Source organism: Kitasatospora albolonga (genome assembly GCA_002082585.1).
GTDB lineage: Bacteria > Actinomycetota > Actinomycetes > Streptomycetales > Streptomycetaceae > Streptomyces > Streptomyces stephensoniae.
Genome location: CP020563.1, coordinates 452,499 through 472,779, shown reverse-complemented (window position 1 = coordinate 472,779; position 20,281 = coordinate 452,499). Strand labels below are relative to the sequence as shown.

The window sequence follows — 20,281 nt, the reverse complement described above, 5'->3', positions numbered from 1 at the left end:
ACGCTCCCGTTCTCCCGCTTCGGTGGCAGCGGAAACCGTACGCCCGCCCCTCCGCCCGCCACCCGGCGGTACCGGACACGATCCCGGCATCCTGTTTGTTTCCCCCCGATCCTGCGTACTCTTCGGCTGGGGAATGCTGATCGCACGGACGGGGCCGGACCAGGATGACGACGGAACTACCGCCGGAGATCGCGCACTTCGTCGACCGGGAGAGCGAAGGGGCGCAGATCTACGCCGGGCTGGAGGAGTGGACCGCCCCCGACCGGCCCTTCCCCGTGGTCCTGTGGGGACCTGCCGGACTGGGCAGGACGGAACTCGCCCTCAGGACCGCCCGTACGCTGCACGCGCGGACCGGCGCCAGGGTGCTCAGCGCCGACCTCGACCGGTTCCGGCTGCGCGGCGAGCTCGACGTCGGGGACGTGCTCGGCCAGCTCCTGAACTCCCTCGGGGTGGAGGCGCTGGCGCCCCAGTTCGACGCCCGGTGCAGGCAGTACCGGCGGATGACGGCCGGTGAACCGCTGATCGTGGTCCTGGACAACGTGAGGTACGCCTCCGAGGTCGAGCCGCTGCTCCCGCCGTCGGGGGCCGCCCTGGTCCTCGTGGTGAGCCGGGGCCCCCTCCACGACCTGGCCGACGGCACGGCGCTGGAGATCGCGCTCTCGCCCTTCCCGGAGCCGGTGGCGCTGGAACTGCTGAGCCTCCTCGTCCGCGACCGGCGGCTCACGGGAGACCCGGCGGCGGCCGGAGAGCTGGCCCGGCTCTGCTCCGGACTCCCCGCCGCGCTGCGGGCCGCGGGCGCCTGGGTGCGGCGGAACCCGCTGCTCCCCCTGCCCCGGCTGCTGGCCGAGCTCACCGAGCAGTTCCGCGAGAAGGGAATCACGGAAGTGGAATCGCTCTGGGACGAGACCTACCGGGAGTTACCGCCGACGTCCGCACTCCTGTACCGCCTGCTCGCCGGTGTCCCCGACATCTCCTTGACGAGGGAGGCCGCGGCGGCGCTGCTGGGGCTGGGCGGCGACGCCTGCGACGACGCGTTGCAGGAGCTGAACCGGGCCGGATTCCTGGACATCCGGGATCTGCTGCACCGGGAGGACGGCCGGGTACGGCTCCCCGAATGGCTCGGGGACCACGCCCGGCGGCGGGCCCGGCTGGACGCGGCCGACGGCGAACTGGCCGGGGCACAGCGCCGGTTCGTCCGCTGGGTCCTGCGCCAGAGCCAGCGCGCGGACCGGTTCGCCGCGGGCCGGAGGCTGACCGTCGCCGAGGAGGTGCCCCCGGTCGAAGGCGCCCCGGACGCGCCCCTGGAGGACCCGGAAACGGCCGTGGACGCCACGGTCGCCGAGGCGCGGAAGCTGCGGGCCGCACGGTGGCTCTACGACGAGCGGCACACGCTCTTCGCCTGCGTACGGCTGGCAGCCGCACGGGACTGGGACGACGAGACGTGGATGCTCGGCGAGCCGGTGTGGACCTTCTTCCTCGACCACCCGCACCAGGCGGATGTGACCGAGGTCTTCCGTACGACCACCGAGGCCGCCGTACGGGCCGGGAACGTCCCCGCGATCGTCCGCACCCACTCCCAACTGGCCCGCGCGCTCTGGCAGTCGGGCCGGACCGAGGAGGCGGGCGAAGCGCTGGACCGGGCGGCGGCCGGGGCCCGGCTGCTGGGCGGATCGAAGCGGGACGCGAAACTGCGCGCCTCCGTCGTGGAGTTCCGGGGGACGCTGAACGGGGTACGGGGCGACTGGGCCGCCGCCACCCGGGACTTCGAGGAGTCCCGGGCCCTGCACCGGGCCATCCCCAACCCGTACGGCGAGATGCTGCTGACCTACCGTCTGGGGGAGGCCCGCCTCAAGCTCGGCGACGCGGGGGCGGCGGTGGAGCTGCTCGACCTGGCCCACCGCACGGCCCAGGAGCTGGGGCGGGTGCGGATGACCGGCCGTACGGGGCTCGCCCTCGGCCGGGCGCTCCGTCTGGCCGGCCGCACCGGCGAAGCCCGTACCCATATCGAGGCGGCGCTGACGGCGGCCCGGGCGAGGAACTCCGACATCGGAACGGCCGGAGTCCTGGACGCCCTGGCCCAGGTGGCGGAGGACGAGGGCGACGCACAGGAGGCCGAGGAGCACCGGAGCGCCGCCGCGGAGCTCAGGGGACGGCACGGACTGGCCTGAGGCTCCGGGGAGCGTGGGGGCGCGGTTCAGAAGGTCCGGTCCTGCTCGGCCTCCGTGGCGGGGGAGACCAGGACCCGGAAGGCGCGGTGGCCGAGCAGGCAGTGGAAGGAGGCGGGCGGGTCCTCCCGCTTCGCCACCCAGGAGTGCACGGCGGAGAGCGCCGCCGCCGGATCGGCCCGCACCACACGGCCGTCCTCGGCCACGGGCTCGATCCGGACGGCGAACAGCCGGTCGTCCCCCCGCACCCGCAGGACGCCCGTCCCGCAGGGCAGCACAGCGGCGGCGGCCCGGCAGCCCGGGTACCGGCCGAGCGCGTGGGCCGACCAGCCGCCCGCCGTCCACGCGGTGTCCAGGGGCCCCGGCCCGGCGGCGAGGGCGCGGCGGTAGAGCAGCCCGGCGCTCCGTACGCTCCGCTCACCGGCCGCACCGTGCTCGACGGCCAGATGGTGCCCCGGGGGCCCGGCATGAGCGGGCACCCGGTCCACCCGCACCCGGTCCCCGTCACGGTCGACGAAGACGTCGAAGGCGGCAGGCGTACGGGTCGTGGGGGCGGCAGCGGGCAGCGTGCGCGGTTCGACGGGAGCGGACGGCGCGGGGAGGCCGAGCAGCCGGTAGAGCAGCTCCTTCATACGGTCCAGGGCGTGCCCCTGCTCGGCGAACGCGGCCCGGGCCGCGTCACGTCCGGCTCCCGGGCGGTACGCCGTCAGCTGCCGGTGGATCTCCCCGGCCGGGCCCAGCCGGGGGACCGACCCCAGCAGCCGGGCCATCGGGGTGCCCGCGATCAGCTCGTCACCCCCGTCACAGGCGCCGAGCACCGGCCGGTCGGCCACCGCCGCGTAGTACAGGGCCGCCGATCCGTGGTCGGTGATCAGAGCGTCGGCGGCGATGAGCGTGGCCGCCCACTGCTCATGGGCCCCGACGAGCGCCATGCCCGCGTCGAGAGCGGGTGCCAGATGCTCCCTCAGCTCGAAGTCACCGATCCGGGCACGCTCGTTGGGGTGCACGACCAGGGCCAGCTGATGGGTGTCGTGGGGCAGCACGGCGGCCAGCTCCGCCGGTAGACCCGGGCGCCGCCGGAGCAGCGACTCGGGGCCCCAGGTGGACGCGATCGCGACCAACTGCCGTGCTCCGGTGCCCAGCGCGGCGCGGTACCGGTCGCGGAGGGAGTGCGAGGCGAGGAGCCGCTCCAGGGTGGGATCGCCCACCACCCGGGCCTGCTCGCCGTCACGGGGGCTCGCGGCGCGCAGCCGGTCGACCTGATGGGGGTGGGCGAGGGCATGGACGGTGGCCCACCCGCCTTCTTCCTCTTCTTCCGCCGCGCCCGTGGCCCCGCCGGGCAGGAGGTACTTCGGGTCCAGACCGGAGGCGGAGCCCGGTGACCCCTCGCCGCGGATCGTCTTGCTGAACCCCGCGCCGTGCGGGAGGAGCACCCGGTGCCCGTGCAGCAGCCGCAGGTCCCCCTTCGGGCTGGCCACGAGGACGAGGCTGTAGGAGGTGGTGAGCGCCTGCTCCCACGGCACGATGCGCGCTCCGGAACCGTCGACCGCCGCCAGGGCGTCGGCGCTGAACTCCGATCCCGGTACCAGGGTGAAGGACGGGCTGATCCGGCCGTCACCGGCGAAGACGGGGAGCACGTCGAGGAGGCGGTACAGCGCCACCGCGGATCTCACCGCAAAGAGGACTGTCCGCCCGTCGCCCGTCGCCCGTCGCCCGTCGCCCGTCGCCCGTCGCCCGTCGCCCGTCGCCCGTCGCTTCAATCATGGATCTTACCGTGGGCGTTGGGCGCGGTAGGGGCGTTCGGCCACGGCAGAGCCCTTCGCTTCGGTTCGGACGGCATACGGGGATCGTATCCCTCGGCGCCCTTCCCGCCCGGACCCACGTGATCCGCGTCCCACTCGCGGCGGCGGGCGGCGGGCGCCGTCGGCCGGGCGGGACAATGCCGGTCATGAGTGAATGGGCGATCGCACTGATCACGGCGGGCGCGGCCATCGTGGGCGGTGCGGTCACCGGCTGGTACAGCCGCAGCGCCGGTATCCGCCAGGCCGAGGCCGCCCGGCTGGCCGGTGAGCGGCAGGCGGAAGCCGCGCTCGAGACGGTCCGTATGACCCTGCGGGACCAGGCCGCGGTCCGCGTGCTCGACCTGCGGCGGCAGACCTACGTGCGGTTCCTCCACACCGCCGAGCGCGCTGTCACGGCTGCCCGGACGGGAGTGGGCGGCGAGGAGGAGGCGGTCGCGCTGCCGTCGGCCCTCGCCGAAGTCGCCCTGGAGGGACCGCCCGAGGTGTACGCGGCCGCCCGGTGGATCGCCGACGGCCTCCGCAGGAACGCGCGGCCCGACGACCTGGAGGACGCGAAGGAAGCGTTCATCGCCGCCGCCCAGCGGTGCCTGCGCCCCGGGCCCGGACCGGAGTAGGGCGATCCGTGCCTGCCGCGCCGGAACACGGCCCGCGGGGCAGCCCCCGTACGCCCGGCACGGAACCCCGGGTCAGCCCCTGTCCCCCCGTGCCGCCGCCACCGCGACCTGGTGCAGCGTCCGTCCCGTACGGGCGGAGCGGGCGTGGTACGGGTCAGGTGAGCCGGGGCGGCCGCGTACGGCGAGGCGGTCGTTGGCCTTGATCAGCAGCCATGCCTCCTGGCCCCCGCTCTCCGGCTCGTCGCCGACGCGGAAGCGGGTGAGGGCGAACTCGCCGTGCAGCTTGGACCCGTGGAGCCAGAACGTGGCGTGGCCGAGGGCCAGCGAATCGGCGAAGGGGACGGCGTCGCCCTGCCGGTCGTGGCTGAGCGGCTCGTAGGTCCCCTGGTCCCAGACGATCACCGTGCCGCTGCCGGACTCGCCCGGCGGGATGACCCCCTCGAACTCGCGGTACTCCAGCGGATGGTCCTCCGTCTCCACGGCCAGCCGCCGGTCGCTCGGGTTCTCGGACGGGCCCCGGGGTACCGCCCAGGACTTGAGCACGCCGTCGACCTCCAGGCGGAAGTCGAAGTGCATACGCCGTGCGTCATGGATCTGCACGACGAAATGAGGTCGCGGTACGCCGTCGAAACGGGGCCGCGGTGCGCCGTCGTTCTCCACGTCGTGCTCCCTCCTCCCGTACCGCCCGGATCGTGCCGCACTGTCCGGTGCGGACCGGTCGTGCCACCGGGCCGGTCATCTCCACTCTGCCGCCGGGGGAAGGGAAGCGCACGGCGGGCCCGGCCGCCTTCGAGCGCATATGACCCCGGCACGCCCCGTTCGCCTTCCGGTCCGGACCAGGTTATTGACGGCCCCTGTGGCACTCCCTTAAATCAAGAAGTGAAATATCCGCCCGAGGTGATCGCCCCAACCGTTCACCTCTCGGTGTTGATCTGTCATGCGCATGTCCCCCCACGCGAAGCGATGTGATGACCGTGCACGTGTCGCACCAAGCCGTACGCACCTCCGTACGCACTCCGGTACGCACCCCCGTACGCCCCCGCTCCGGGCGCCGCCGCGCCGCTCTCGGCATGGCGGCGGCGCTCTGCTGCTCCGCCGTCCTCGCCGCGCTGCCCGGCGGAGCCTCCGCGGCCCCCGCCCCCGCTCCCGGGCCCGCGGCCGTCTCCTTCGCCGACGAGTTCGACGGGCCGGCCGGTTCGGCGGTCGACGGCTCCAGGTGGCAGCTGGAGACCGGCGACAACGTCAACAACCACGAGCGGCAGTACTACACCGGGGGCAACAGCAACGCCGCCCTCGACGGGCAGGGCAACCTCGTGATCACCGCCCGCAAGGAGAACCCCGGCAACTACCAGTGCTGGTACGGCTCCTGCGAGTACACCTCGGCCCGCCTCAACACCGCAGGGAAGTTCTCGGCGGCCTACGGACATGTCGAGGCCCGTATGAAGGTGCCGCGCGGACAGGGCATGTGGCCCGCGTTCTGGATGCTGGGCGACGACTTCGGCGATGTCGGCTGGCCGCAGAGCGGCGAGATCGACGTGATGGAGAACGTCGGCTTCGAACCCGGTACCGTCCACGGCACCCTGCACGGGCCCGGCTACTCGGGCGCCGACGGCATCGGCGCCGGATACACCCTGCCGAACGGGGAGGCGTTCGCCGACGACTTCCACACCTTCGCTGTCGACTGGGCCCCCGACTCCATCACCTGGTCCGTCGACGGCCAGGTCTACCAGCGGCGCACCCCCGCCGACCTGGGCGGCCGGGAATGGGTGTTCAACAAGCCCTTCTTCCTCATCCTCAACCTCGCGGTCGGCGGCTACTGGCCCGGCGACCCCGACGGCTCCACCCCCTTCCCCTCGCAACTCGTCGTCGACTACGTCCGCGTGACGACGAACGACTGATCCCCGTCCGGACGACTCCCCCCGTCCGACGGACACCCGTCCCGGGCGGGCCCTGAACGGTGGACGGCGGCAGAGGTGCTCCTGCCGCCGCCCACCCCCCTCTCGGCGGAGGCCCCCGGCGGAAGAAGCGGAATAGCATGATCCTCATGGAACAGCGCACACTCGGCAGGACCGGCCGTGACGTCTCGGTCGTCGGACAGGGCACCTGGCAGCTCGGCGGTGACTGGGGAGAGGTCGAGGAGAAGGACGCCTTCGACGTCCTGGACGCGGCCGTCGACTCCGGCGTCACCTTCTTCGACACGGCGGACGTGTACGGCGACGGCCGCAGCGAACAGCTCATCGGCCGCTACCTCAAGAACCGCCCGGACGCGGACATCCTCGTCGCCACCAAGATGGGCCGCCGCGCCGATCAGCTCCCCGAGAACTACGTCCTGGACAACTTCCGTACCTGGAACGACCGTTCCCGCGCCAACCTCGGGACCGACACGCTCGACCTCGTACAGCTGCACTGCCCGCCCACCGCCGTCTACTCCTCCGACGCCGTCTACGACGCCCTCGACACCCTGGTCGACGAAGAGCGGATCGCCGCCTACGCGGTGAGCGTGGAGACCTGCGCCGAGGCGCTCACCGCCATCGCCCGCCCCGGCGTCGCGAGCGTGCAGATCATCCTCAACCCGTTCCGCCTCAAGCCCCTGGACGAGGTCCTTCCGGCGGCGGCAGCGGCGGGCGTCGGCATCATCGCCCGGGTCCCGCTCGCCTCCGGACTGCTCTCCGGGAAGTACACGAAGGACACGGTCTTCGGCCCCGACGACCACCGTACGTACAACCGCCACGGCGAGGCGTTCGACCAGGGCGAGACGTTCTCCGGGATCGACTACGCGACCGGGATCGCCGCCGCCGCGGAGTTCGCCGCGCTGGCCCCCGAGGGCGCCACCCCCGCGCAGACCGCGCTGCGCTGGATCATCCAGCAGCCCGGCGTGACCAGCGTGATCCCCGGCGCACGCTCGGTGGAACAGGCCCGCGCCAACGCGGCGGCGGCCTCCCTGCCGCCGCTGCCGCAGTCCACGCTGGACGCCGTACGGGAGCTGTACGACCGGTCGATCCGGCCGGAGGTCCACGACCGCTGGTGACCGGCAGGGGGACGAACGGCTGGGGGGGTACGGGGACGGCGGGACGAGCGACGGCGGACCGGGCGGGACTCAGCCGTCGGCGGGGAGGGCGGGACTCAGTCGTCCTCGTCCTGCTCGTCGCGCTCGCCCTGCCTGTCTTCGTTCTGCCCCTGCTGGTTCTGCTCCGGCTGCTCCCCGCCGTCCTGGACCTCCTGCGAGGCCGGGCCGGAGGAGGGGCCGGGGGCCGGGGTGTCGGCGGAGCTGGAGTCCGGCGAGAACAGGACCATCCCCAGATACACGGCCGCCAGGAACGTCGCCGTCCCCGCGATGGCGCTCGCCACCCTCGGACGCCGGCGGATCGCCTCACGCGTACTGCGGCGGCGGGCCGGGGCGGACCGGGACGCGGTGCCGCGTCTTCGCCCCGTGGGCTGCGGAAGCCGGTACGTCGCCGGGGCGGGCGGCACCGCCGGGGCGGCCGGGACAGGGGCGGGCGAGGGTGCCCGGCGGGTGCGCGGCGCGGCCGTCTGCACCGGGAGGGGCTCCGCCCGGCCGCGCCAGGCGTCGGTACGGAACCAGTCGGAGACCTGCTGCGCGGTGGGCCGCTCCTCGGGCTTCTTGGCCAGCAGCCCGAGGAGGTAGGAGTCGAAGGCCGCCGAGATGTCCACGCCCCGCTGCCGCAGCGGGACCGGCGGGGTGTCGACGTGCTGGTACAGCGTGGCGGTCGCCGTGTCGGACGTGAACGGGGGCTGCCCCAGCAGCAGTTGGTAGACGACACAGCCCAGCGAGTACATGTCGGACGCGGAGTCCGCCGTACGTCCCAGAGCCCGTTCGGGCGCCAGGTAGAGGCTGGTGCCCACGATGTGTCCGGCCGTCGTCAGCGCGGTCGAGGGGTCGTCGACGAACTGGGCGATCCCGAAGTCGCCGATCTTCACCGAACCGTCCGCGTCCAGCATCAGGTTGCCCGGCTTGATGTCCCGGTGGACGATGCCCTGGCGGTGCGCGGCGGCGAGACCGGCCGCCGCCTGGCCCGCGATCCGCGCGACCTGCTCGGGGTGGACCCGCTCCTGGGCGGCGAGCAGATCACCGAGGCTCTGCCCCTCGACCAGCTCCATCACCAGGAAGAACCGGTCCTCCCAGGCCCCGAAGTCGAAGACGGCCACCAGATGCGGGTGGCTCAGCCGGGCGGCGGTCTGGGCCTCCAGCCGGAACCGGGCCGTCGAGGAGGCGTCCGCCTGGTCCCCCAGCAGCAGCTTCACGGCCACGGCGCGGCCCAGCACCTCGTCCGCGGCGCGCCACACCTCGCCCATGCCGCCACGGCCGATGGGGGACATCAACCGGTACCGACCAGCTACCAGCACCTGTTCACCTAACTCGCATCGTGGCCCGCTCCGACTGCCGGTCCACCGCGCCCCGGCTCGCCCCCTGAGGAGTCCGGCACGGCGGAGTGAACGACATGATCAGGATATCGGTCCGCGGGCCGCCCCTGTCCCGACGGCCCCCCGTCGCCGCGGTACTGACGGACCGGCACGTTCAGGTGCGCGGACCGGACGCACCGGACGCGGTCGCCGGTCCTGGTCCGCCGCGCAGCCAGTCGTACGCGGCCTCGGCCGTGAAGGCGGACTGCCCCTCCGGGAACACCAGACCCGCAGCCTCGAACGCCGGGTCGGAGGCGGTCGCGGGCACATAGGGGACGGCGATGCAGTCCATCCCCGCCGCGTGCGCGGCCGCCGCCCCCGGCGCCGCGTCCTCCAGCACCACGCAGTCGGCTGGCTCCGCCCCCATCCGCCGGGCCGTCTCCAGGAACACGTCGGGCTCCGGCTTGCCGTGCGCGACCTCCTCCGCGGACACGTACAGGGGGATGTACGCGTCGAGCCCCGTGACCGCGAGCACCGCCCCGATCGCGGCCCTGGAGGAGCCGGAGGCCACCGCCATCGGAACCCCGTCGGCGTGCAGGCGCTCCACGAAGACCCGCATCTGCCCGAACACCTCGGTCGAGGTCCCCGCCAGTTCCAGGTACAGCTCGTTCTTCCCGGCGAGCAGCTCGTCGACCGGGGCGTCGATCCCGTACTCGGCGCGCAGGGTCGTCACGGTCTCCCGGGTGCCGATCCCGATGAACCGGGTGTGGTCCTCCCAGCTGAAGTCCGTCACCCCGTACCGGGCGAGCATGCGCCGCCCCGCCTCGTAGTAGTTCGCCTCGCTGTCGACCAGCGTTCCGTCGAGGTCGAAGATCACGTGAAGGGCAGGCCGGGAAGCCATGATCTGCCGAGGAGTCATGATCTTCAGTATGGCGCAGCGGGCCGTCCGCGGTATGGCGCGGCGGGCCGTCCCGCCCGCTCAGTCGGCCCGGTTCCCGGCCGCCCGCCCCACGGCCTCGACCAGCGGCAGCACCCGGTGCGCCACCCGCTCGCGCAGCGCCACGTCCGTCCGGGTCCGTACGACGCCCGGCAGCTGGATCAGCCGCTGGATCACATCCTCCAGGTGCCCGTTGTCCCGGGCCACGACCCGGGTCAGCAGATCCCCGCCCCCGGTGGTCGAGAACGCCTCGATGATCTCCGGGACCGCCGCCAGCGCGTCACCGACCTCCACCAGATGCCCCTGGGTTACCTCCAGGTGGACGAAGGCGAGGACCGGGTGGCCGAGGGCGGCGGGGGAGAGGACCGGCCCCGTCCCGGTGATCACGCCGTCCCGCTCCAGCCGGTCGAGCCGGGCCTGAAGGGTGCCGCGGGCCACCCCGAGGATGCGTGCGTACTCCCGCACGCTGGTGCGCGGCTGCTCGATCAGCAGGCGCAGAATCCGGGTGTCGAGGGCGTCCACGGCCATGGTCCGGTGGCCTCCTTCCGGTCCGTACGGTGCCGATCCGACTGTACCGACGGCACAGCACCCCGCGAGCGGGCCCGAACGCTCTTGGTGGCCTGTGTGCGATGTGTGAAGATCTCCGGGCAGTGGCGGCCGGTGTGACGGTATGACCGGTGGTGGCCTGCGGCGACGGTCATGGTGACGGTCGCGGAGAAAGAGGCGGGGACTTCACATGCGTATACCTACTTTTCTTTTCATCATTCCGACTCTCCTGAGTGCCGTGCTCTTCGGGGTGGCCGAGTACCGCGACCGACAGGCCGTGAAGGCGGGTGCCCCGAAGGCCCCGAAAGGGGTTCTTCCGATCCGCTGGACGTCCGCGGGCGTCATCGTGCTCGCGTCCGTCGCCGGAACGGTTCTCGGCGGATACGCGGGCGGCGGCGGCTTCCACGTGACCGTCTTCGTCCTCGGTGTGGGCTCGTCCTTCCTTCCCCTGCTCGCGGTCACGAGGTTCCTGGGCCGGGTGCCCGGCACGGCGGTGGTCCTGGCGCTCGGGCTCTCCGCCGGTGTCTTCTCCTTCCAGCTCGCCGCCTCCTTCAAGTAGGCCGGGGTTCAGGGCCTCTGCCCGCAATGGTCCGATGGCCCTCTCCTGGCCGACCGGGTGCGGAGAGATCTGTGCCATTGGCCCAGGGTTCTCCGCTTCGTTTGATCCATGAGCCCCTTGGATGCTCTGATACTCCTGTCGATGGCGCTGCGGATCTCCGCGGCGCCTTTTTCATGCGGAGAGCGCGGACCTGCGGGGACGCGGAAGGGGCACAGTGTGCTGAAGAGGGTGTTCGTGGCGCCGGACCCGGGACGGGTGCGGCTGCGGTTCGCCGGCCGGGCCGTCATCGGGGTCGCGCTCGCGGTCGCGCTGTGCGGACTCGTCGGCCACTCGCTCGTCGCGGCCATCACCGGCGGCCTCGCGGCGCTGCTCGCCCTCTTCACCGTGACCGACGCGACGGTCCGGCAGCAGGCGGTCACCACCGCGCTGCTCCCCGCCGCCGGGCTCCCGGTCCTCGCCGTCGCCGCCGTCCTGCACGACCAGCCCGTCGCCCGCGACCTGGTCTTCCTCGCCGTCGTGGGTCTGGGCGTCTACGCCCGGCGCTGGGGGCCGCGCGGGCACGCGCTGGGCATCTTCGCGTTCATGACCTTCTTCGCCGCCCAGTTCCTGCACACGGTGCCGGGGCAGCTGCCCGAGCTGTACGCGGCCGTCGTGCTGTCCCTGGCCGCCTCCGCCGCCGTCCGCTTCGGCCTCTGGTGCTACGAGCGGCGGCTGCCCGCCGTGGCCGTGCCCGCGCCCCCGGAGGGCCGGGGGCTGGCCCGTATCACCACCCGGCAGGCCGTGCAGGCCACCCTGGGCGGCGCCTTCGCGCTGGGCCTGGGCCAGGTCCTCTCCGACCAGCGCTGGTACTGGGCCGTCGGCGCCACCTGGTGGGTGTTCGTCAACACCACCTCGCGCGGCGAGACCCTCGTACGCGGCTTCCGCCGGGTGCTGGGGACCGTGATCGGCATCGGGGCCGGCTTCTTCGTCGCCATCCCGCTGGAGGGCGCCGGGGCGCCGACCGCCGCCATCGTCGCGGTCTGCGTCTTCGGGATCTTCTACACAGCGGCCGTCTCGTACAGCTGGATGATGTTCTTCGTCACCGTCATGGTCGGCGTGCTCTACGGGGTCCTGGGCGTCCTGGACGCCTCCCTGCTCTGGCTGCGCGTCGCCGAGACGGCTGTCGGTGCGCTCGGCGCCGTACTCGCGGTGCTGCTGGTCCTGCCCGTGACGACCCACGCCGTCACCGACGCGTGGATACAGAAGGCCCTGCGGTGCGTCCACGCCTGCACGGCCGAGGCCGCCGAACGCCTCGCCGGCTCCCTGAGCGCGGACCCCGGCCCCCGCGTCGCCGAACTGGAAGTGCTGCTGGGCCGGGTCCGGCTCTCGCTCGCGCCGCTGGTGCACCCCCTGAGCCCGCTGAAGGCCCGCAAGGCGCGGGCGCGGCAGGTACTGGCCCTGCTCGACGACTGCGTACGGGAGGTACGCGGCCTGGCCTCCATCGCCGCCGACCCGGCCGCTTCGCACGACGCCCGGCTCTCGGCCGCCTGCTCCCGCGTCGAGGCGACCGTGGAAGCGCTCCTGAGGCAGGAGAGCCTCCAGGCACGGGGAGTCGCCCGGGCGGGAGCGCAGCCCGGCACGGCCGCCGACCACCCCGCGCTGGCCCACCTGCACGGCCTGGAGCGCGCGCTCGCCGACCTCGCCACGCCCCTGCACAGCTCCCCGAGGGCCCCGCTCGCCGCCTGATCACGCGCCGGCCGGGGGTCCGTGGGCCTGCCGACCGTCTCGTACGACCGCCCCACGGCCCCCGCGCGACCCGCCCCCACGGAGCCCGCCCCCCCCACGAAGCCCGCGCGACCCGCCCCACGGACCCGGCACGCCCGTCCCGCGAACGCCCTGTGCCCGTCCTGCAGATTGGTCCAGACCTGAGGCGGGTCGCCTGCTACCGTCGGCGGGAAGATCGCGGCGACGGTGAAGTGGGGTAGTGCGATGGGCGGCAGCAGCGCCGGGCGGGCATTCGTGGGGTCGTTCACTTCGGCGGGCGGCCCGGGCGTCACCGTCGCGGAGGTGGACCGGAGCACCGGGGCGCTGACCGTGCTCGGCTCCTCGGACGCCGTGCCGGACCCGTCGTTCCTCGCGCTCGGACCGGGCGGAACGGTCCTGTACGCGGTCGGCGAGAGCGCCCCGGGGGTGGCGGCCGCCTTCGGCGTCAGCGGCGGCACACCGGCCCTCCTGGGCCCCGTACGGCCGGTCGGCGCCGACGGGCCCACCCACCTCGCGCTCGCCGCGAACCACCTGGTCACCGCCAACTACGGCTCCGGCAGCGTCACCGTCCTGCCCGTGCGCGCCGACGGATCGCTCGGCGAGGCCACCTCCGTCCTCCGGCACGAGGGCGGCGGCCCCGACAGCGAACGCCAGGAGGGCCCGCACGCCCATCAGGTGCTGGCCGACCCCTCCGGCCGCTGGGTGGTGAGTGTGGACCTCGGCACCGACTCGGTACGGGTCGGCACCCTGAACCCCGCCACCGGCGTCCTGGAGCCGCACGGCGAGACGCCCCTGCGGCCGGGCAGCGGACCGCGCCACCTGGCCTTCCACCCCTCGGGCCGTTACGCCTACGTCCTGAACGAGCTGGTCCCGACCCTCACCGTGTGCCGCTGGGACGCGGCGGCGGGCCGGATCGAACCGCTGGGGGAGGTGCCGGTGCTGCCCGAGCCCTCGGCGCCCGCCGACGGCTCCGTACGGACCTATCCGTCCGAGGTGGTCGTCGCCCACGACGGGCGCTTCCTGTGGACCGCCAACCGGGGGCACGACAGCATCTCGGTCCTGACCCTCGACGAGACCGGGGAGAAGGCCGCCCTGGTGGCCACCGTGGGCTGCGGCGGCCACTGGCCGCGCGACCTCACCCTCGACCCGGGCGGACAGTGGCTGTACGCGGCCAACGAGCGCTCCGGGAACGTCAGCTGGTTCGCCGTGGACGCCGAGACGGGCGTCCCGCGCCACGCGGGCTCGGTCGAGGTCCCGGCGGCCTCCTGCGTCGTCCTCGGCTGACCCGGCCCCGTACCCCCGTAGCCGGAAAGCCGCAGGCCGGGGCCGGATCGATTCTCCGGTCCCGGCCTGCGGCCTTCGTGTCTCCGTGCGTGTTTCCGTGCTGCTTCCGTGGACTTCCGCGCCGCTTCCGTGGACGCGGGTCAGTGCGCCTGGGCGCCCTGCGGGGTCGCGGGCGTGATGCCCAGAGCCGTCGCGTACAGCGAGAGCACGAGCTTGCCGATCGCCGGGTAGGCGCCCAGCGGCTCGGCCGTCGCGCACCCCGCCTCCTTCGCGGCGGCGTCCAGCAGACCGGGGTCGACCTCCGGGCCCACCAGGTACGGCGCCAGTGCGAGCTGCGCGGAGCCCGAACCCTGGAGCTGCTCCGCGACCGAGGCGATGGAACCCTCCACGTCCAGCGCGGCGGCCATCACCGGCACGGCGAGCCGGGCGGCCAGCAGCATGCCGGTGATCCCGGCGGCCTGCACGGCCTCCTCGCCGCCCACCGTGGCCAGCACGATGCCGTCGGCGGCGGTGGCGACGGTGAACAGCCTGGCCCGGTCGGCGCGCGCGAGACCGGCCTCCGAGAGCCGTACGTGCAGGGCCTCGGCGAGCAGCGGGTGCGGACCGAGCACGTCGGTCAGCTCGACCTGCGTACCGCTGTCCATCACGGCCTGCCGTATCCGCCGGATCAGCTCACTGTCGGGACCCGCGAGCAGCGGGACCACGACGGAGGCCGGACCGGTGGGCTCGGCGGCCTCACGGCCGACGGCGACGGCCTGCTCGTAGCGCGCGACGCGCTCGGCGGCGGAGTGGGCGAGAACGGTCGAAAGGGCGGGGTACTCGGCGTCGTCACCGTCGAGGTAGCCGATCCGCGCGTTGAGGCCGGGCAGCTCGGAACGGGCGATGCTGATGACTTCCTCGGCCAGGCTGCGCGTGGCCGGGGAAGGGACGCCGGGAACGGCGAGAACGAGCGCGGCAGCGCCCTCGGGTGCGACCACCGGCTCCGGGCGGCGGTGCCGTCCGGACTGGCGAGGTCGCGGCATTCGTACAGGCAGGCCGGAAGCGGGCCCAGTGGGGGTGCTCATGGCGCCGCATGCTACTGGTTTTGGGTGCTCCTCCGTTCGGGGAGGGTCCGGTCGAGCGTTAACTATCCGCTTATGTCCGATGAGTGGCCTACCGGTGAAGTGTCCGCGTCTGTCGCCCTGTTTGCAGGCCCTTTCCCTGGCCCTTCCGGCGGTACGCCGCCGGGCTCCGGCTCTCCGGTCCGCACCCTCGCTCCCACCTCTGCGGAGGGCCCGTCCCCGGTCTCCACGAACAGCATCGTCGGGTGGTGCGGGAGCCGCAGTCCGTCCACGGCCAGGGCACGCGCGATCCGTAGTGCGCCGGTCAGCGGATCGCCCGTGCCGGTGGTCGTCCGGGCCTGCGGAACCAGCCGCGCCAGCTCCTCGCGCAGGGGCCCGAGCAGGGGCTCGCCCATCCGGAACAGCCCACCGGTCAGGGCCACTTCATACGTCTCGCCGGTCCCGTGCCCGGTCCTGTGACCGGCCTCGGACCCGGCCCCGGGGCAGACGGCCGCCGCAGCCTCGGCGATATGCGTCGCGGCCTTCCGCAGGATGTCCGCCGCGACCTCGTCCGCTCCGGCGCACGCCGCCACCTCCGGGGCGAACGAGGCGAGAACGGCCGGGCGGTCCGGACGCGGGTAGAGCAGCCCCGGCAGCCCCTCGGCGGGACCGAACACGGCATGCAGCCGGGCCAGCAGGGCGGGGGAGCCGCCGCGCCTCCCGTCATGGGCGCGCATCGCCGCTTCGAGCCCCGCCCGGCCGATCCACGCCCCGCTGCCACTGTCACCCAGAAGATGACCCCAGCCGTCGGCCCGGTGCCACTCCGTGAGGTCCGTACCGAGGGCGATCATGCCCGTGCCGCCCGCGACGACCGCCCCGGGGCGCTGTCCCACCGCGCCCGCGTACGCTGTCACCGCGTCGGCGGCCAGCGCCAGCCTGCGGACGCCCAGCGCCCGGGCGAGCGCACCGGGCAGCTCCGCCCGCAACCGCTCGCCGAGCGTGGCCATTCCGGCGGCCCCGACCGCCAACGCGACGACCGTCGCAGGGGCGTTGTCCATGGCGTCGGCGTCGTCCCGGGCCGCCCGGCCCAGCAACTCCGCCGCCGCGGGGAGCAGTTGTTCCAGCAGATGGGCCGCGTCGATGCCCCCGGCCCCCGTCCGCACCGGCTCGGCGCAGACGGTCGTGAACAGCGGGCCCTCCGCGTCCGCCCGGCCGAGCGCCACGCGCAGCCCCGACCCGCCGGAGTCGACCCCGAGGACATACGCGCCCGGGGCGAGCGGGGAGGACTCCGGCGGGCCGTCCGTCACGGCAGGCGCCAGTCCACCGGCTGCGCCCCCTGGCGCTCCAGCAGTTCGTTGACGCGGCTGAACGGCCGCGAGCCGAAGAACCCGCGGTCGGCCGACATGGGCGAGGGGTGCGCGGACTCGATCGCCGGGAAATTGCCCAGCTGCGGGCGGAGATTGCGGGCGTCGCGCCCCCACAGGACCGACACCAGCGGGGTGCCCCGGGCCACCAGCGCCTTGATCGCCTGCTCGGTCACCTCTTCCCAGCCCTTGCCCCGGTGGGCGGCGGGCCGCCTCGGCGCGGTGGTCAGCGCTCTGTTGAGCAGCAGCACTCCCTGCCTGGTCCACGGCGTGAGATCGCCGTTGGACGGGCGGGGCAGGCCGAGGTCCGCGTTCAGCTCCCGGAAGATGTTCTCCAGACTGCCCGGCAGCGGCCGGACATCGGGGGCCACGGCGAAGCTCAGCCCGATCGCGTGCCCGGGGGTGGGATACGGGTCCTGCCCGACGACGAGCACCCGCACCTCCTCGAACGGCTGCTGGAACGCCCGCAGTACATGGGCCCCGGAGGGCAGATACGTACGCCCCGCGGCGATCTCCGCACGGAGGAAGTCGCCCATCGCGGCGATGCGTTCGGCCACGGGTTCGAGGGCATCGGCCCACCCCGGCTCAATGACTTCTTTCAACGGTCGTGCTGCCACGCGCCGCACTCTACTGGTGATACGACCACTCCGATCAACTGCCGTCGGCCGAGGTGGCCGATGCCCGCGCTCAGCCGAGGGCCACCGCCCGTACGCAGAGCACGTCCGGCAGGTGCGAGGCGAGCTGCTGCCAGCTGTCGCCGTCGTCCGCGCTCGCGTACAGCTCGCCGTTGCGGTTGCCGAAGTAGATCCCGGCGGGGTCGGCGTCGTCCGTGCAGAGCGCGTCGCGCAGCACCGTGCCGTAGTGCGCCCCGGCCGGCAGGCCCACGGTCAGCGGCTCCCAGGTGCGCCCCGCGTCGCGGGTGCGGAAGACCCGGCAGCGGTGCTCCGCCGGGACCCGGTCGGCGTCGGCGTTGATCGGGAAGACGTACGCCGTGTCGCCCCGGTGCGGGTGGGCGACGGCGGCGAACCCGAAGTCGGAGGGCAGGCCCGCGCCGATGTCGCTCCAGCTGTCGCCCCCGTCGTCGCTGCGGAAGACGCCCCAGTGGTTCTGGAGGTAGAGCCGGTCGGGGTCGGCCGCGTCCCGGGTGACCTTGTGCACGCACTGCCCGAACTCCGGGTCCGGGTCGGGCAGGAACACCGCCGAGACGCCCTTGTTCGCCGGGGCCCAGCTCTCCCCGCCGTCCTTCGTCCGGAACACGCCCGCCGTCGAGACCGCGACCGTCACCGCACGGGCGTCCCGGCGGTCGGTGAGGATGGTGTGCAGGCCCTCCCCGCCGCCGCCCGGCTCCCACCGGGACCGCGTCGGGTGCTCCCAGAGCGGGCGGACCAGCTCGAAGGACTCGCCCCGGTCCTCGGAGCGGAACAGGGCGGCCGGCTCGGTGCCCGCGTAGACCACGTCCGGCGCCTCGGGGCCGGCCGGCTGCAACTGCCAGACCCGCTCCAGCGAGGCCCCGGTGAACTCGGGGAACCTCACCGCCGGCCGCTGCGGCTCGACCCAGGTCTCGCCCAGGTCGTCGGAGTGGAAGACGGACGGCCCCCAGTGCGCGCTGTCACCGCCCGCCAGCAGCCGGGGAGTATCCCCACGGGTGTCGACGGCGACCGAATAGATCGCCTGCGCGTTGAAGTGCGGCCCCTCGATCTTCCAGTTCCCCTCGTGCCTGCGGCCGATGAAGAGACCTTTGCGGGTGCCCACGGTGAGCAGTACGTCGGTCATGGTCGAGACCTCCCGAAACGCCGTTGTGCCGGATGTGAGCCAGTCTGCACCCGACCACTGACAGTGGCTCGCGCACGCTCCGCGGACACCCGGCCACCGGCACCGCGATCACCCCCGCGACGGCTTCCCGGCCCCTCGGGAGACCTGAGCGGCCCGTGCGGCCCGGGCCCGTGCTGCCCGTGCGTCCGCCCCGGACGCACGGGTGCAGGTCAGCAGCCGCGTGGTGCTCCCGTCGTCCTCCTGGATGTCCCTGACGTGCTCGAAGCCGATCCGGCCCAGCACGGCCAGCGAGGCGGCGTTCTCGGCGGCCACGGTCGCGTGCACCTCCGGCAGCCCGAGGGTGTCGAAGCCGTGCCCGACGAGAGCGAGCGCCAGCTCCGTACCGAGGCCCCGGCCCCAGGCCCCGGGGGCGAGCGCGTAGATGATCTCGTACCCGCCGGACGCCTCGGTCGGCTTGATCTCGGCGTGCCCCACCAGTTCGCCACCGGCCCTGACCGCCCAGACCTCGAAGCGGTGCCCGGCGTAGACCCGGGTGAAGAGCCGGCCGAAGAGCGCCCGGTCCTCGGCCTCCGTGGAAGGCCCGTCGCCCATCCACCGGGAGACCGAGACGTCCTGGAAGAGGGCGACGAACTCCTCCTCGTCGGCGGGTGTGTACGGGGTGAGCAGGAGGCGGTCGGTGCGCAGCAGGGGATTCGCGGAAGGGTTCACAGGGGGATTCACAGGGCGTGAAGCTACGGGTCGTCCCACGGCCCGTACAACCGGATTCCCTGGTCACGGCAGAACGGCGGAACGGCAGAGGCGCGCGGTCCTGCGATCCTGGAACGGCACACACGGCAGGACCGGGCACGAGGAGCAGACGATGGGCAGCGGGATCACGGACGCCGACGGTCACGAGGTGCCGGTGGCGGTGACCCCGGGGGAGGCCGGGCCCGATCCCCGGGTCTCCCTGACGCTGGGGCCCCCGGCGGGCGAGCTGCTCTGGTCGTGCACCCCGGCCGCCGCCCGGGAGCTGGCCGCCGCGCTGGTCCGGGCGGCCGAGGAGAGCGAGAACGCGTCCGCCGACGGGCCCGTCACGGTCGGGGCGGGCGAGCTGCGCCGGGGTGACGTACGGGACGGCGACCGGACCATGACCGTGGACGGCGTACGGACCGACGGGGCGACGGCCCACATCACCTGGAAGTCCGGGGAGGGCCGCACCTGGACCCAGAGCTACGACGTCAACACCGCGATCACCCTCAGGCGCCGGCTGTCCGGCAGCCGCTGAAACCCTCCGCGCGCAGGCCCGGGCCGCCGCGCCCCCGCCAGGAGCGGCGACCACGGCCCCCGGCCCGCCTTCCCCCTCGCTAGGCTGGCCCCGATGTTTACCGAACAGGGCCCCACCCTCCGTGAACTGGCCGTCCAGGCGCTCTCGTCGACCGAGCGCGGATACGACCTCCTCGCCCCGAAGTTCGACCACACGCCCTACCGGACCCCGGACCGTGTGCTCGACAGCGTCACCCGCGCACTGGAGCCGCTCGGCCCCTTCGGCACCGGCCTCGACGTCTGCTGCGGGACCGGCGCGGGCGTGGGCGTGCTGCGGCAGGTGTGCCGGGACCGGGTGACCGGCGTCGACTTCAGCGCGGGCATGCTCCACCAGGCCCGAGCGGCGCTGCCGCCCCGGGACGGCGGGCCGGTGGTCGACTGGGTACGGGCCGACGCCCTGGCGCTCCCGTTCGCCCCGGCCTTCGATCTGGCCCTGAGCATCGGCGCGTTCGGCCACTTCCTGCCCGCCGACCGCTTCGGCCTCTTTGCCGAGGTGTACGGGTCCCTCCGGCCGGGCGGCCGGTTCGTCTTCCCGATCGGTGCCCCGCCCGCCGTGGGGTCGCGCGCCTACTGGTCGCTGCTCGGCTTCGACGCGGCGATGCGGGTGCGGAACGCCGTGTGGCGCCCGAAGTTCATCATGTACTACCGCACGTTCCGGCTCTCCGAGGTGCTCGACGACCTCACCGACGCCGGATTCTCCGTGCGGCTGATGGCCCTGACCGACCTGGGACAGCGCCCCGACGGCTCCCCGCGCGCCCGGCTCGTGGTGGCTACCCGGGAGTGACGGGCG

General features: G+C 73.9%; 19 protein-coding genes. 9 read left to right on the top strand and 10 right to left on the bottom strand.

Features of this window, described 5'->3' with window-relative positions; all coding sequences use genetic code 11:
- Positions 1-164 precede the first annotated feature (164 nt).
- Entirely contained in the window at positions 165-2,168 is a 2,004-nt protein-coding gene (locus B7C62_01990; protein ARF71160.1) for a regulator, read from the top strand.
- A 26-nt stretch (positions 2,169-2,194) separates the two neighbouring features.
- Here the strand turns inward: B7C62_01990 and B7C62_01985 are convergent, their stop codons facing one another.
- Positions 2,195-3,838: a translation initiation factor 2 gene (locus B7C62_01985; GenBank protein ID ARF71159.1), complete on the bottom strand. Its 1,644-nt coding sequence runs from the start codon at positions 3,836-3,838 to the stop codon at positions 2,195-2,197.
- Positions 3,839-4,113: 275 nt separating this feature from the next.
- On the opposite strand from B7C62_01985, the gene B7C62_01980 reads away from it, so the two are divergent.
- Positions 4,114-4,581, top strand: coding sequence for a hypothetical protein (locus tag B7C62_01980; protein ID ARF76941.1), 468 nt, complete (start codon positions 4,114-4,116; stop codon positions 4,579-4,581).
- 72 nt (positions 4,582-4,653) lie between these two features.
- Here B7C62_01980 and B7C62_01975 read toward each other — a convergent pair whose 3' ends face one another.
- The gene (locus B7C62_01975) at positions 4,654-5,241 is read right to left on the bottom strand and encodes a 3'-phosphoesterase (protein ARF71158.1); all 588 of its coding nucleotides are present in this window, start codon (positions 5,239-5,241) and stop codon (positions 4,654-4,656) included.
- A gap of 308 nt (positions 5,242-5,549) precedes the next feature.
- Here B7C62_01975 and B7C62_01970 point away from each other — a divergent pair, with 308 nt between their 5' ends.
- A complete protein-coding gene (locus tag B7C62_01970; GenBank protein ID ARF71157.1) occupies positions 5,550-6,479 on the top strand; it encodes a hydrolase in 930 nt (309 codons plus the stop codon).
- 137 nt (positions 6,480-6,616) lie between these two features.
- Complete coding sequence (locus B7C62_01965; GenBank protein ID ARF71156.1) at positions 6,617-7,609, top strand: aldo/keto reductase; 993 nt, start codon at positions 6,617-6,619, stop codon at positions 7,607-7,609.
- 95 nt (positions 7,610-7,704) lie between these two features.
- Here the strand turns inward: B7C62_01965 and B7C62_01960 are convergent, their stop codons facing one another.
- From B7C62_01960 to B7C62_01950, 3 genes are all read right to left on the bottom strand, one after another.
- A complete protein-coding gene (locus B7C62_01960; protein ID ARF71155.1) occupies positions 7,705-8,919 on the bottom strand; it encodes a serine/threonine protein kinase in 1,215 nt (404 codons plus the stop codon).
- A 199-nt stretch (positions 8,920-9,118) separates the two neighbouring features.
- The gene (locus B7C62_01955; protein ID ARF71154.1) at positions 9,119-9,862 is read right to left on the bottom strand and encodes a hydrolase; all 744 of its coding nucleotides are present in this window, start codon (positions 9,860-9,862) and stop codon (positions 9,119-9,121) included.
- A 60-nt stretch (positions 9,863-9,922) separates the two neighbouring features.
- Positions 9,923-10,408: an AsnC family transcriptional regulator gene (locus B7C62_01950; GenBank protein ARF71153.1), complete on the bottom strand. Its 486-nt coding sequence runs from the start codon at positions 10,406-10,408 to the stop codon at positions 9,923-9,925.
- 256 nt (positions 10,409-10,664) lie between these two features.
- Between B7C62_01950 and B7C62_01945 the strand changes: the two genes are divergently transcribed.
- The 3 genes from B7C62_01945 to B7C62_01935 all read left to right on the top strand — a co-directional run bounded on the left by B7C62_01945 (position 10,665) and on the right by B7C62_01935 (position 14,012).
- Complete coding sequence (locus B7C62_01945; GenBank protein ARF71152.1) at positions 10,665-10,985, top strand: hypothetical protein; 321 nt, start codon at positions 10,665-10,667, stop codon at positions 10,983-10,985.
- A gap of 216 nt (positions 10,986-11,201) precedes the next feature.
- On the top strand, positions 11,202-12,710 hold the full coding sequence (locus tag B7C62_01940; GenBank protein ARF71151.1) for a hypothetical protein: 1,509 nt from the start codon (positions 11,202-11,204) through the stop codon (positions 12,708-12,710).
- A 243-nt stretch (positions 12,711-12,953) separates the two neighbouring features.
- Positions 12,954-14,012 carry a hypothetical protein gene (locus tag B7C62_01935; GenBank protein ARF71150.1) on the top strand — a complete coding sequence of 353 codons (1,059 nt, stop codon included), beginning with the start codon at positions 12,954-12,956 and terminating at the stop codon, positions 14,010-14,012.
- A gap of 140 nt (positions 14,013-14,152) precedes the next feature.
- Here the strand turns inward: B7C62_01935 and B7C62_01930 are convergent, their stop codons facing one another.
- From B7C62_01930 to B7C62_01910, 5 genes are all read right to left on the bottom strand, one after another.
- Positions 14,153-15,076, bottom strand: a complete 924-nt coding sequence (locus tag B7C62_01930) for a hypothetical protein (GenBank protein ARF71149.1) — start codon at positions 15,074-15,076, stop codon at positions 14,153-14,155.
- Positions 15,077-15,138: 62 nt separating this feature from the next.
- On the bottom strand, positions 15,139-16,359 hold the full coding sequence (locus B7C62_01925) for an ATPase (GenBank protein ARF71148.1): 1,221 nt from the start codon (positions 16,357-16,359) through the stop codon (positions 15,139-15,141).
- Positions 16,356-17,033, bottom strand: a complete 678-nt coding sequence (locus B7C62_01920; GenBank protein ID ARF71147.1) for a uracil-DNA glycosylase — start codon at positions 17,031-17,033, stop codon at positions 16,356-16,358. Before B7C62_01920 ends, B7C62_01925 begins: the two co-directional genes overlap by 4 nt.
- Positions 17,034-17,103: 70 nt before the next feature.
- Positions 17,104-18,189: a glycosyl hydrolase gene (locus B7C62_01915; GenBank protein ID ARF71146.1), complete on the bottom strand. Its 1,086-nt coding sequence runs from the start codon at positions 18,187-18,189 to the stop codon at positions 17,104-17,106.
- A 108-nt stretch (positions 18,190-18,297) separates the two neighbouring features.
- Complete coding sequence (locus B7C62_01910) at positions 18,298-18,876, bottom strand: GNAT family N-acetyltransferase (GenBank protein ID ARF76940.1); 579 nt, start codon at positions 18,874-18,876, stop codon at positions 18,298-18,300.
- A 172-nt stretch (positions 18,877-19,048) separates the two neighbouring features.
- On the opposite strand from B7C62_01910, the gene B7C62_01905 reads away from it, so the two are divergent.
- Together B7C62_01905 and B7C62_01900 are read left to right on the top strand one after the other, a co-directional pair.
- A complete protein-coding gene (locus tag B7C62_01905) occupies positions 19,049-19,453 on the top strand; it encodes a hypothetical protein (protein ARF71145.1) in 405 nt (134 codons plus the stop codon).
- 93 nt (positions 19,454-19,546) lie between these two features.
- Positions 19,547-20,275, top strand: coding sequence for an SAM-dependent methyltransferase (locus tag B7C62_01900; GenBank protein ID ARF71144.1), 729 nt, complete (start codon positions 19,547-19,549; stop codon positions 20,273-20,275).
- Positions 20,276-20,281 lie beyond the last annotated feature (6 nt).